At 44.9% G+C, this 13,299-nt stretch carries 9 protein-coding genes; 7 read left to right on the forward strand and 2 right to left on the reverse strand.

What is annotated here, in order from left to right:
• Positions 1-389: 389 nt before the first annotated feature.
• The 3 genes from J7E85_RS03700 to J7E85_RS03710 all read left to right on the forward strand — a co-directional run bounded on the left by J7E85_RS03700 (position 390) and on the right by J7E85_RS03710 (position 2,847).
• A complete protein-coding gene (locus tag J7E85_RS03700) occupies positions 390-956 on the forward strand; it encodes a helix-turn-helix domain-containing protein (protein WP_215155114.1) in 567 nt (188 codons plus the stop codon).
• A 221-nt stretch (positions 957-1,177) separates the two neighbouring features.
• Positions 1,178-2,413: a CynX/NimT family MFS transporter gene (locus J7E85_RS03705; RefSeq protein ID WP_215155116.1), complete on the forward strand. Its 1,236-nt coding sequence runs from the start codon at positions 1,178-1,180 to the stop codon at positions 2,411-2,413.
• A 2-nt stretch (positions 2,414-2,415) separates the two neighbouring features.
• The gene (locus J7E85_RS03710) at positions 2,416-2,847 is read left to right on the forward strand and encodes a universal stress protein (protein ID WP_215155118.1); all 432 of its coding nucleotides are present in this window, start codon (positions 2,416-2,418) and stop codon (positions 2,845-2,847) included.
• 563 nt (positions 2,848-3,410) lie between these two features.
• On the opposite strand, the gene J7E85_RS03715 is transcribed toward J7E85_RS03710, so the two are convergent.
• Entirely contained in the window at positions 3,411-4,202 is a 792-nt protein-coding gene (locus J7E85_RS03715) for a helix-turn-helix domain-containing protein (protein WP_251035446.1), read from the reverse strand.
• 135 nt (positions 4,203-4,337) lie between these two features.
• Here J7E85_RS03715 and J7E85_RS03720 point away from each other — a divergent pair, with 135 nt between their 5' ends.
• The gene (locus tag J7E85_RS03720; protein WP_215155122.1) at positions 4,338-6,107 is read left to right on the forward strand and encodes a glycoside hydrolase family 2 protein; all 1,770 of its coding nucleotides are present in this window, start codon (positions 4,338-4,340) and stop codon (positions 6,105-6,107) included.
• A 2,029-nt stretch (positions 6,108-8,136) separates the two neighbouring features.
• Positions 8,137-9,483 (forward strand): lytic polysaccharide monooxygenase, encoded by a 1,347-nt coding sequence (locus tag J7E85_RS03725; RefSeq protein WP_215155222.1) that lies wholly within the window; start codon positions 8,137-8,139, stop codon positions 9,481-9,483.
• Between the two features lie 345 nt (positions 9,484-9,828).
• Here the strand turns inward: J7E85_RS03725 and J7E85_RS03730 are convergent, their stop codons facing one another.
• Positions 9,829-11,139, reverse strand: a complete 1,311-nt coding sequence (locus tag J7E85_RS03730; RefSeq protein WP_215155124.1) for an amidohydrolase family protein — start codon at positions 11,137-11,139, stop codon at positions 9,829-9,831.
• A gap of 156 nt (positions 11,140-11,295) precedes the next feature.
• On the opposite strand from J7E85_RS03730, the gene J7E85_RS03735 reads away from it, so the two are divergent.
• Complete coding sequence (locus J7E85_RS03735; RefSeq protein WP_215155126.1) at positions 11,296-11,724, forward strand: MarR family winged helix-turn-helix transcriptional regulator; 429 nt, start codon at positions 11,296-11,298, stop codon at positions 11,722-11,724.
• 481 nt (positions 11,725-12,205) lie between these two features.
• Positions 12,206-13,042 (forward strand): helix-turn-helix domain-containing protein, encoded by an 837-nt coding sequence (locus J7E85_RS03740; RefSeq protein ID WP_215155128.1) that lies wholly within the window; start codon positions 12,206-12,208, stop codon positions 13,040-13,042.
• Positions 13,043-13,299 lie beyond the last annotated feature (257 nt).

Here is a 13,299-nt window from a genome sequence, read left to right on the forward strand (position 1 = left end):
GCTCTACAGGAATGCTAACGGAGGCGATAGTTTAATTGATTTAGGCTGAAGCGACAAATGTCGGAGGACAAGAAAATTGCTGAGAGACAAGAACATAAGCCGATTACCAGTTAGATAAGTATTTTAGTCATGCCTTTGCAACACACGCGGTGCAGACTGAGAAGTTACCACTAGATATCGTTAAAGAACTTCTTCATGAGAAAAATATTGGAGTAACAGAATACTACACTGTACCAACTTCCCAGCAGATTACGCTAACAGGCGTATTAGTACATAGATGTCAGAATATTGCATAGGAGTTTAGTCCACCATCAAATACTAATCTTATGGAAAAGAGTCTAGATAAACAATATACTAGCTATAAAGTTATTTGTTGAGGTGAATATCAAATGGATGAAGTCGATGAATCAAAACAAATTGTATTACAAATCGGCGGTGCCTTGAAAAAGTACAGAAAAGAAAAAAACATGAGTTTAGACGACTTAGCGGAATTAACGGGCGTAAGCAAACTTACTCTGGGGAATATCGAACGTGGCGAGACAAATCCAACTTTGGCGATTATATGGAAAATTTCAAAAGGTATATCTTTACCGTTATTGGCTTTGTTCAAATCAGAAGACCCTGTTAGTTTGTATCGAGCAGGCGAAGGACTGCGGTTTTCTAATGATCAAAAAAATTGGATCATTGAACCAGTCTTTAAAAACGCAAGCAACGATATTGAAATGTGTCGGGCTTACTTACAGCCAAATAGCTCGTATCACCCTGAAGGTCATCATGTGAATACAACTGAAATTGCGACAGTAATGACGGGTTCCATTGAAATTCAAGTCAATGGAGAGATTTACACATTGAATCAATATGATACGATCAGTTTTCGTGCAGATTTTCCTCACTCTTATACCAATCATACGAATAACGAAACAGTGCTCCATATATCCTTAAAATATGGTTTCTAAAAGTCGAAAATTCCACTTATTCAATACAACTCCGAATTCCATGACGGGAATTCAGAGTTGTATTTTTGTTTTTAGATGAGATCAGGTATGTTATGAAATACTTCTTGTTAAAAATAATATATTATAATATACTTTTATTGTTCGCGCGGATGTTATAGCATAGTTTTTTCAATCAGCAGGAAAGAAATAATATGTCTGAATTTAAGAAGGAGAAATGAAGAATGCCGAACAAACAAAATAAAAAAGCCGTACCATCCTCTATAGGGCTGATCATTCTCGGCATTATTGTTATTGCAGCTAATTTACGTACTCCCTTAACCTCAGTTGGTCCTTTAGTGAGTCTCATAAGGGATGACGTTCATATTTCAAATACATTAGCAGGTCTGATAACAACGGTCCCCTTGCTTGCCTTTGCTTTATTATCGCCTCTCGTACCAAAATTAGGACGAAGATATGGGGTTGAACGTATCATAATGATCGCTCTAATCCTTCTGACTGTTGGTATTGTAATACGTTCTTTATCTGGCGCAGCTAATCTGTTTATTGGGACAGCAATTCTTGGATTCGCAATCGCCGTATGTAATGTATTATTGCCAAGTATAATCAAAAGGGATTTCCCAAATAATATTGGCTCCATGACAGGTGTTTACTCCATTTCAATGAATTTATGTGGAGCAATCGCATCGGGAATCAGTGTACCGCTAGCCGTGAACGCAGGTCTAAAATGGCAGGGAGCATTGGAAATATGGGGGATTCTAAGCTTTGTATCAATCCTCTGTTGGTTACCCCAATTAAGAAATCAAACGAAGCAAACAGCCACGACGAGTCAACAGATGGCCAGCAACGATGTGAATGTTTGGCGATCCCCGCTTGCCTGGCAAGTAACCTTGTTTATGGGTATACAGTCCATGGTTTTCTATGTGTTGATCGCATGGTTGCCTGAAATTTTAAAGCAGCAAGGAATTGACTCCAGCCAATCAGGATGGTACCTCTCGATCATGCAGTTAGCTATGCTTCCATTCACCTTTATTGTTCCCGTTATTGCTGGGCGCATGTCTAACCAACGTTTGTTAGTGATCATCACAACCATTTTGCTTTTGACAGGAACGCTCGGACTTCTTTACGGAAGCTCCCATATCATTCTGTTGTGGATCATAATACTCGGAATTGGTGGAGGTTTCGCCTTTAGTTTGTCCATGATGTTTTTCGGGTTACGTACTGAAAATGCGCATCAAGCAGCGGAACTGTCTGGCATGGCGCAATCGATCGGATATCTTCTTGCCGCAATCGGTCCTGCCCTTATAGGATACCTGCATGATGCGACAAATAGTTGGAACCTGCCACTTTTCATTCTGCTTGGCGCTTCGGTTTTACTCTTTTTAGTCGGTATTGGAGCAGCAAGAAACCGTTTTGTAGGCAGCCGAAATAGCTACGAGCTGCAACGGAAAGGACGATAAATATGTTTGACAAAATTATTGTGGCCATTGATAAAGCTGAAATAACGAACAAACTCCTCGATGCAACCATTGAAATAGCCCGAAACAAACAAACTCAAGTTACCTTGGTTAATGTCAGCCAGGAATATGTGTCGAATGGCATGACATATGTACCAGAGAATTTCTTGGAAGAAATATTGAACGAAATGGGGAAAGCGAGTTTGGAACAGTTGCAACAAGCCAAATCTAAATTAAAATCTGCAGGGATCAATCCGGAAACAGTTCATCTTAAGGGAGATCCTGCACATGAAATATTAAATTATGCAAGGGATACCGAGCAGCAACTTATTATTATCGGAAGCCGTGGGCTAAGGGGTATAAAAGAAATGATGCTTGGAAGTGTCAGCCACAAGGTTTCACAGTTATCAAGTTGCCCAGTCCTCATTGTACATTAACTCCTTCGGGAACTGCAGAAATGATGCATTGTTTTACTAACGGGGAACGTTATAGATGAATCATACAGCGGCATTCTAGGATATTTGTGTCCTTCAATGCCGCTGTTTCTGTATCCCTTTAGCTGCTCAAATGCTGACGCTGAAGATCACGGGAGGGAGGACCTGTTACTACACGGTGCTCCACAACGATCATCGCCATCCGGGAAACCCAGCGTGACCTGCGTCACCGCGCACCAAAAGCTCCGGTGAAACACTCGCCATCAGAAGGATGCCACCTTGCGCTCTTCAGCAACAGCGCAGGGAAGGACGAATGTCCCGGCGTATATTCGGTTGGTGATGCCTCGGGTAGTCCATTTTACAGACATAAACCCTGATTTCTTCCTCGGCACCATAATTCTCGTAATACTCACTCAAATATTCGCTGTCATCGTTGAGCAACGATAGATAATTAATGCTCCAATCGTTTCGATAACTATCATTAGTGCGCAGCGTTCTTGGAGTTGTTTTGTGTTTTCAGACTGCCAACCAAGTCTAAAGAAAGGGGAGGAGAAGGAAATATAGATCTATTGCCCACCATCAGACCTTCCCCTGTATTCACTTGGAGTTAGTCCTACGAATTTTTTGAATTGCCGCATAAAATGTACATCGTTCTCATAACCGCAAATTCCAGAAATATGGCTGATGGCATACGATGTGTTCTTCAGTAAATAGGAGGCATATCCTATTCTGTTAAGGATGATATCGTTAATTACCGATATGCCAAAGATTTGTTTGTACATATGCTGAAAATAAGACCGACTCATATTCATCTTATCCGCCAAGAACTCGACAGTATACCAGGTAGAAGGAGAACTGAAAACATCATTTCTCAGGTTCAGGAACTGATCATAATATTTACTAATCTGATGGTTTGGCTCCAGATGATTTCGAATATCGCTAAGCTTCATGAACAGGCAACGAATGGTATAATCGATGATCTCATTTTGGAAGGTTCCGTTTTGCAGATTCTCCCAATGAATATCGTTCACTTTTCTGGAAATATAGAAGGGGTCGTATGCTTTGATTAAGGTATCTAGAGGGAGATCCAGCCGTTCAAAAAAAGCATCTGCATCCTCCATTTCAAAGTGGAACCAGTCATGAATCAGAGGTTGTTCGACATCCCGGTAGAAATACGGGCTGTTTTTGTTAAAAATAATAAAGGTATTAGGTTCAACAAAAACAGCCTGCGAATGAATCTTAAGCTCCATTTTGCTCCGGAAGAATAAAAAAACGTAATCTCCAGAGCCGTCCGGGCGGTCAACAGTAAAGCCTTCCGGATGAATTACATTATATCCACATCGCTTTAGATGTATCAATGATTCCACTCCTCCAAAAGATAATAGATCAGTCATTGGATAGGATAAATCATTTTCTTTCTCTAAACAAGATAGTAATCTGTGATAGGAAATATAGAGTATACTTCAGTGATCAGAGAGAGGATAGGTGCTAAGATGCCCACAGCAGCTACGAAATTTTATATAAAAAACTATCCGAGACCCCAATTTGTACGGAGCCAGTGGCTGGATCTGAACGGGGAGTGGGATTTCAGTTTCGATGATGCGAAAGCCGGTGTTGCAGAACGCTTTATGGACCATTTTCCAACCGCACAAAAAATAAACGTTCCGTTTACCTATGAAACCCAGGCGAGCGGGATCGGAGAGGAGAAATTCCATGAGCAGATCTGGTATCGCAGAAAACTGACCCTTTCCCCAGAAGCGCAAGGGAAACAAACGATCCTGCATTTCGAAGGCGTGGATTATAAAGCCTCCTGTTGGGTGAACGGTAGTTTTGCGGGGGAGCATGAAGGGGCGTATGCTCGCTTTTCCTTTGATATTACCGACCTGCTTAAGCAAGACGCCGAAAATGAAATTGTGCTGAAAGTGGAAGACAGCGATAGCTGTCTACAGCCTCGGGGCAAACAGCGCTGGTCCGGACGGAATCACGATTCGTTTTATGTGCAGACAACAGGTATTTGGAAAAGCGTCTGGCTCGAACATGTCCATGATACCCGCTTGGATATGGTGAAAATGACACCGGACATTGACCGCCAAATGATTCGGTTTGACTTCCGTTTTAACGGTACAAAAAACAAAAATGATCTCCGGCTGGAGACAGAAATTACCTTTAAAGGCGAAACGGTAAGAAAACTGAGCCTTTCGGTGGACAGAGCCTGGCTGACGGCGGAAACCGGCATGGTGAGCAGCATTAACGGACCTTGGCTGCAAAACTTGTGGTCTCCGGACAATCCAAATCTGTTTGATGTGGAGTTTGTGCTGTATGAAGGAGAACGAGAGATTGACCGGGTGGGCTCTTATTTCGGCATGCGCAAAATCTCGATCAGAGACGGCCAAATCCTGCTGAACAATATTCCCCTTTACCAAAGATTGATTCTGGATCAGGGCTACTGGAGCGAAAGTCATCTGACGCCTCCGTCCGAAGAAGCGCTGATCGAAGATATCGAGGCGATCGCCGAGATGGGCTACAACGGTTTGCGCAAGCATATGAAAATTGAAGACGCTCGGTTCCTATACTGGTGTGATGTCAAAGGTATGCTGGTCTGGTCCGAAATGGCGGCTGCTTTTGAATATAACGATCAGGCTGTGGAGCGTTTTACCAGTGAATGGATTGAGGTTGTGCAGCAGCAATACAATCATCCCTGCATTATTACCTGGGTGCCTTTTAACGAATCTTGGGGCATTCAGAATATTAATCATGACGAACGGCAGCAAAAATTTACGGAAGGTATTTATTATTTGACCAAATCTATCGATCCTTATCGTCCAGTCATTACCAATGATGGATGGGAGCACACCATTTCTGATATTTTGACTCTTCATGATTATGTGGAGCGGGGCGAAGATTTGTACAAAACCTACAAGGATAAAGACTCGATTACGGGTAGCAGCGGTACGTACAACGAGTGGAAATTTTCGTTCGCCCAAGGCTACAGTTATAAAGGCCAACCGATTATCATCAGCGAGTTTGGAGGGATTGCTTTTAAGAGCGAGCATGGCTGGGGTTACGGCAATCTGGTTGATAATGAGGAAGCTTTCCTGGAGCGATTCGGCAGCATAACCGGAGCGATTAAAGCTATTCCGTTTATTTCCGGCTACTGTTATACGCAGATTACGGACGTCCAGCATGAGGTTAACGGCCTGCTTACCGAAGACCGAAAACCGAAAGTGGCGCTGGAAAAGATCCGGGAGATTAATTTGGGGTAGGGAAGCAAGGAAGAAAAAAGTGAACAAAACAGATAAAGAGAAGACAAAGCTAAAGTATGATGACGGCAAGCAGTCCACCCTAAAACAAAGGTGATTGCGAAGCTGCTAATTATACGACTTTTTGATATCATTCCCGACTGAAGACAGCTTAAACATGATTTCTACAAGTAGGGGGCGATCAGTTTTAGAGACGAGGTACAGACCCAGGGGAACGACCGATCTGCCCCGGCTACTGACAAATACACCACCAAAACAAAAGTGGTCAACTACTTACCTCATAATACGGCGGGGAATGATAGTTGAATAATGGTATAAAGGCAGCTGGTCAAACAATCACCTGCCGTTTTCATTGATGTAACGGGCATTTTAATTGAAGATTAATTACAGTGAACCATACCATAAGTGACGGCGAAAAATTTTGTTGTGGAAAGTTGGAGAGTGTTGTATGGGATGGTGAATAGTTCGACAGAGGGTGTCCCAAAAGTCATAAAATGACGGAACAAGCCGTAGATAAGCTGTCAGAACTCGTAACCAGTGGGTTATGTTATTACTAAAAATGGAGTCACTAGACAAAGAACTGACGTATAAGGATTTTTTGTGGAGAAATATAAATCGTAGTTCAGCTAACGTAAGGGTCGTACGAATCATGACAATAAAAAGCATGTACATATGAATGTTGTTATATCGCTGAGGTTTCCAAGAATCTACATTCGGGGACCGGCCACTGCCTCGCAACTCTCAGTTATTTATTACGTTACTATTAACGTAACAAAACTGTCGAGGGACAAGAACATAGTCCCATAGAAGCCGCTAAATTAGCGACTTTTTTTGTTTTATCGGTACAAGTTCTTGTCCCGAGTCAAGGACAAGAACTTGTACCGATTGCCGAAAAGGACAAGAACATGTTCCGATTACCGATTAGATAAATATCTAACTCATGAAACTGTGGACACAACATACATTAATTTAGAATTGTTCGAATTTGACACAGCTATAGTTGAAAAGGATAGAGTCCAAAATAGTGGAGTAGCTGGCAATGGGGGTAGTTGGTACAAATTAAAGGTACGGGGTGAGAGTAGTTATTGGACTGTTACAAAGGAAGGAAAACTACTAAGAAGGCAGAATTTCTCGAAAAACAAAGATAGAGTTTCTTACGATGTATAGGGCATGAAATAAATTATTTAAGGGGATGAATCAAATGGCAAAACGAAAAAAACGGAAAGAGTTATATCAAGCTCCTGTACCCAGTCTAACATTGGTGATCTTGGTCTTGTTAATATGGACTTAAGGGCGAGACAGCGATTGCTACAGCGAAAATTGGTGATTTGCCACAAGTTTTTCGTTCACCCAATCGGTATGAAGAATGGGCAATATGAGGATAAATTTAAACTCCTGCACAGGAGCTGGAGCAAAGAGTAGATAAATTACACCCTTGACATGATTTGGTTATTATTCAATAATTATATACAACCAATTACTGGTAATATATCTTTCATTTCTGTTTAACCATAAATCAACTTCGATTGGCTTCATGACACTCCGCTAACACGACTCCAATTTTGGCGAAACTAGATTATGCCTATATATAGATTCCTCCATATTAAGACATGATTACTATCCCCTCCGTGGCTTCACCCATAAGCGTACCTACTTGGTTTTGATCTCTACATCGTTGCGCACTATGAATGTCAGCATTCATCAGCAGTTTACATAGCTGATTCTATATAGAAGAGCAGAGTTGCTCACGTTTAATTTCCCCTTCCCACGAAGATTTCTAACCCGCTTGTCTTTACGCTTCTCACAATGTGATTAGGTATTGTTTTTCATGACTTTGTACGAGTATATAAGCTCTAAGGAGTTTGTATAAATCGGCTTAAAAAGGAGCGGATGCCCGCACGTTAACGGTTATGCACAGTTTTGGGAGGATCATTTTCAAGAGAGGAGGCAGCTCAAAAGATCGCGACAAAGATGGTGTCGAAAAACGAAAGGCACATCATGACCAAACCAAATCATGGGAGGTAATGTGATGATGTTTCAAACCCGTTCGGATTCCCGTTTCATCCTGCGATTCATGCTGATTGGCGGCGGATTGCTGCTCGTATTCGCTTGTATGTTCGCGTTCTCGAAGACCGTGTCAGGCCACGGATATATTAATGATCCGGCCAGCCGCGCGATCCAGTGTAAAAACGGATTGAATACCAACTGCGGCCCTATCATCTATGAGCCTCAGAGCCTGGAGGGGCCGAAAGGTTTTCCTGCTGCCGGACCCCCTGACGGCAAAATCGCCAGCGCCGGCCTTGCCGGCTTCGCTCAGCTTGACCAGCAATCAGCTACGCGCTGGAACAAGGTGAACATGACGAGCGGCACCAACAACTTCACTTGGATTTTTACCGCTCGTCATGCCACGACAAGCTACCGTTATTTTATCACCAAGCCGGATTGGAATCCCAATGCACCGTTGACTCGCGCCCAGTTTGATCTGACTCCGTTCTGCACGATTAACGGGAATGGCCAGCAGCCGCCGGCCACGTTAACCCATACCTGCAACGTGCCGCAAAGAGACGGTTACAATGTCATCCTCGGCGTGTGGGATATTGCGGATACCCAAAATGCCTGGTACATCGTCATCGATGCCCAATTCGGTCCTGGCGACAGCATTGCGCCTACGGCGCCGACTAATTTGGCCGTCAGCAACGTTGGCACAACGACGGCCAAGCTGACTTGGGGGGCCTCGACGGACAACAATGCCGTCACGGGTTATGAGGTGTACAACGGTGTCAATGTCATCGCCACCATACCTGCCAATCAGACGAGCGCCAATCTCACCAATCTATTGGCAGGCACGACTTATAACATAGTTGTGAAGGCGTTCGACGCTTCCGGCAATCGATCGCCGAGCAGCAACAGTGTCCAGTTTACGACCACGCAGTTACCGGTTGACGTGACGCCGCCGACCAACCCGACCGGCCTGCATGTGATGGGCACCCCGACGTCGACATCAGTCACGTTGATGTGGAATGCATCCACAGATGATTCCGGCATCGCTGGTTACCGGATTTACAACGGCAGCAAGGTGATCGCTACCGTCACTGGAACGGCAACCGAGAAGGTCATTACCGGTTTGTCGCCAAACTCGCAATATACGTTTACGGTCCGTGCTTACGACCCGTCGAACAATGAATCTGGCGACAGCAATGCCGTGACAGTGTCAACGCCTGACGGGCCGAGTGCAACGCCATGGGCGCCAAATACCGCTTATGAGGTCAATGCGCTTGTATCCTATGACGGCAAGGTGTACAAATGCATCCAGCCCCATACCTCCTTGCCGGGTTGGGAGCCGAGTAACGTGCCCGCGCTCTGGCAGCTACAACCGTAAACGCATGCTTTAGAAGAGCAGGAAGCCCGCCGCTTGCAAAGAGCGGCGGGCTTATTTTTCATGGTTGATTCAATCGAATAGATTCCATCAATACTCTACCATACTGATACTACAAGTGCGAAATATAAGACTAGAAGGGGGGGAGAATAGGATGAAGGAATTGTTGCCGGGCCGTACGCCTCATCCCGAAATGCATTCGGGTCAACGAGAAGGGGGCGGCAAAGTGCAAACCGCTCCCTGCGATGAGCAATGAGCATCGACTTAAAATAATCAATTAAAATCAACTAAAACTCCATGCTTTGGCATGGAGTTTTAGCTTTCCTTATACAGTGAGATCGAATCTGATTAACCTAGTTGCTGCGAACCATTGAACCATACGGATTTGATCGACAAGGTATCCGAAATATTAGTGGTCGGATCACCGTTTACAAGAATTAGATCAGCGCGCGCACCTTCGGTAATACGGCCGCGATCGTGAAGACCAAAGCAACGGGCCGGTTTGATAGTAGCCGACTGAAGAGCTTCGATCGGAGTGAACCCGGCCTTCACCAGCAGCTGCATTTCGTGGTGGACACTGGCCCCATGAGCAAGACCGCCAAGGTTCGGAACGGGAACCGGCGCAACATCCGTCCCCACCAGTATATCAACTCCGGCACGATGAAGGTCCATCACATTCTTAAAACTGTTCTCCATATTGCCTTGTGGGAACGTATTGAAGCTTGAGTTCAAAATATCAATCCAATCCGGACTTAATTTGGAATGAACACGCGGATCATTCGCCAATTCCGATGCCGGATTTCCAATAATCGATGAATTCAACACCAAGCACGGTGTAACAAAAGCGCCTGAATCCGCTATGGATTTCACTAACTCGGACGTGTACTCGGGTCTGTCGATAAACAAGTGGCCCAAACCGTCGACTCCAAAATCGATGGCTTCTTGCGATGAAAGAGCCGTCAATACGTGGGCGATGACCAGCTTATCGAACTTGTGAGCTTCTGTCACGGCTGTTTTTAGAATCTCGTCGCTTAGTACAGGCAGGCCAGGTGCTCCCATGACCGTTCCTTCTTCGATCATGATCTTAATATAGTCGGCCCCATTCTGCACTTGGGTATGCACATGTTTAATCGCTTCTTCCACCGTCGTCACTTGCGGTATTTCTTCGTGATCGTGAGCGTATGCGGCCAACATCGCTTCCCGGTCTTCCGCCGATAACTTCTCTAGTTCCTTTAATACGAATTCCGGTATTTCATCTCCATCGGGCAGTAACTCATCTGGGTGTCCACCCGGAGCGGTGATGGCTGTGCCAGCAGAACGGACGTCTGCGATGTCATTCACATTTTTTAACTGAATCTCGCGCCCTCTTTTAGTAAAATCGCCGTTCATTTCGAGTTCTGTTGTAACGCCGAATTTTAAGGCATCTCGTAATCCGCCGATTGAGGTGTGGACATGTGCATCAATCAGACCAGGCATTAGAGTCGCATTTTCTCCATCGATAATCGTTGCATCTGCCGGAAGGTCTCCGCCCACTGAAATAATGGACTCCCCTTTAATGACAACATGTCTGGGTGCAATAATTTGATCTCCATCAAAGATATTTACATTTGTAATCGCCGTAACTTGTTCTAACGCATCATTTTGAGTTAACTTCTCCATTTGAATTCCTCCCAAGTGTTTGAGTTCAACAATTCGGAGTATAACTGTTAGAAGACTAACTGTCAATAAGCTAATATTCATTTGACAAGACTATAGGATCGCTGTATAGTTTAGTTGCTTACAATTAGATTTCTAACAATCACAGGAGGGACGATCATGCAATCGCGAAAGGATACGCCTTATCTGGATTTGTTTCAGATTATCGGTCTTAAGTTAAAGAAAAGAGCGGATGAGAGTATAAAAGAACTGGGGTTAAACGCTCAACAAGGAAAAGTAATCGACTATATTTACGAGAATCAAAATAATCATATTATTCAAAAGGACCTTGCAGATCGATTTCATCTACGTGGGGCCAGCATTACAAGCATGCTTCAAGGTCTAGAGCAAAAAGGGTTCATCGAGCGCAAAATTCCGGCCAATAATGAACGGCAAAAAAATATATATGCATTGCCAAAAGCGATTGAACTGATTGAAGACTTTCAAGACTCATTCCAAAAGGTGGAGGAAGAAATCGTTCAAGTCCTTACCGACGAGGAGAAGCAAGTCTTAAAGAAATTGTTGATCAAAATCAATGAGCGCATATAAAGAAGATGATTCCAATGAAATTATGGAGACATTTTCAAAATATGCTTGTCCCAATTTTATACGCTTACGACGAGGAAAAACATATAGAAGCCAAGGGGTGTCGAGGGACAAGAATATTATCCCATTGGAAGCCGCTAGTTTAGCGGCTTTTTTGCTTTATCGGTACAAGTTCTTATCCCGAGTCGAGGACAAGAACATGAGCCTACCGATTACCGATTAGATAAGTATATCTAACTATGTTTCCATGCAGTTTCATTAAGCTAACAGGCAGGAATGTGACGTTAATGATCGCCCTTTATTCTTTTGCCGCGAAAAAAGGAGCGAACAGCATGGATAGATGGACCTGAAGACCGCAATAAAGCTGCAACTGGGGGGGGACTTGCGGTGTCTGGGCTGCGCTTATTCTAAAATGTTGTATAGAAGCCGCCGATCGCGCTAAAATGGCTATAAATGAAACGCTTCAAAAACCGGAGGCTTCACCGTGACGATTAAAAGGATTGACTTGTCCAGGAATGCGATAGATTTATACGAGCAGAAGCATACGGGCGGACATCTTGTGTCCGAGCACTATCACCAGACGCACCAGCTGCTGTTTGTGCTGGAGGGCGAAGGAGCTATCCGGCTGGGGGGGGAAGTACGGAAGCTGGCGGTCGACGATACGGCGCTGATCGTGCCGTATTCCGTCCACTCGGTCATGTCTGACTCCAGGCTGACCTTGCTAGTGTTGGCGTTTGATGAGGTGGTGCTCGATCCGGATATGAGGGCGCAACTGCTCCACGCCTATTTCCCGGCTTCCTGTCTGATGAAGCCGGGATTGTTTGCCGCGAGCGAGCTGCGGCAGCTGCTGAGGAAAATGCTGTTCGAGCAGTCCAGGGAGCTGTCGCCGCTCGTTCGGCTTTCGCTCAAAGTACAGCTGTCTCAGCTGCTGCTCTTGCTGGTTCGCTCGGCCGGAACGGAGGCCGTTGGAGCGGGCTCCAGCTCTAATAGGCTGCGCGCCGAGAAAATCCGAAGCTATATCGATTCGAAGTATTTTGATCCGCTGACCGCGGGGGACATCGCCTCCAAGCTGGGCATCAGCACGCGGCACGTGAACAACATCTTCAAGGAACGGTACGACTTGACGCCAATGCAATATTTGACCGAGGTGCGCATCCGCGTCGCCCAGAAGCTGCTGGCGGAAACGGGCAAAGACATTATTTCGATCTGCTTCGAGGTCGGTTACGACTCCGTGTCCACGTTTTACCGGTCATTCAAAGCCGTCGCTAAACTGTCGCCGAAGTCGTACCGGGAATTGAACGCGCCCGCGCAAGCCGAGTAGGCAGGAAGCCTTCCGTCAAAAGGACCAGCGAGCGCACAAACGTGCGATCAAACGAACAAGAATGCGATCAGACCGACCGGCCGATTGATTGAAACGTAATCCCCCCTTCATCCCCCATTGGCTAAACGCCCGCGGGGGATATTGTTTTTCGCTCGAACAATTCGCTTCTGAAATTGAGAATCGTGTTCCCGGAATCGTAAGAAAAGCGATTCCGCACCGACTATAATACGGATATACGAAGCGAAGGGGGCAATGAA

Origin of the sequence: Paenibacillus sp. ISL-20 (assembly GCF_018613005.1) — a bacterium.
GTDB lineage: Bacteria > Bacillota > Bacilli > Paenibacillales > Paenibacillaceae > Paenibacillus_AQ.

What these genes read in the sequence shown, in the direction of transcription:
- J7E85_RS03710 (WP_215155118.1), top strand. Translation starts at nt 2,416, where the DNA reads ATGTTTGACAAAATTATTGTGGCCATTGATAAAGCTGAAATAACGAAC.
- J7E85_RS03700 (WP_215155114.1), top strand. Translation starts at nt 390, where the DNA reads ATGGATGAAGTCGATGAATCAAAACAAATTGTATTACAAATCGGCGGT.
- J7E85_RS03705 (WP_215155116.1), top strand. Translation starts at nt 1,178, where the DNA reads ATGCCGAACAAACAAAATAAAAAAGCCGTACCATCCTCTATAGGGCTG.
- J7E85_RS03735 (WP_215155126.1), top strand. Translation starts at nt 11,296, where the DNA reads ATGCAATCGCGAAAGGATACGCCTTATCTGGATTTGTTTCAGATTATC.
- J7E85_RS03725 (WP_215155222.1), top strand. Translation starts at nt 8,137, where the DNA reads ATGTTTCAAACCCGTTCGGATTCCCGTTTCATCCTGCGATTCATGCTG.
- J7E85_RS03730 (WP_215155124.1), bottom strand. Translation starts at nt 11,139, where the DNA reads ATGGAGAAGTTAACTCAAAATGATGCGTTAGAACAAGTTACGGCGATT.
- J7E85_RS03720 (WP_215155122.1), top strand. Translation starts at nt 4,338, where the DNA reads ATGCCCACAGCAGCTACGAAATTTTATATAAAAAACTATCCGAGACCC.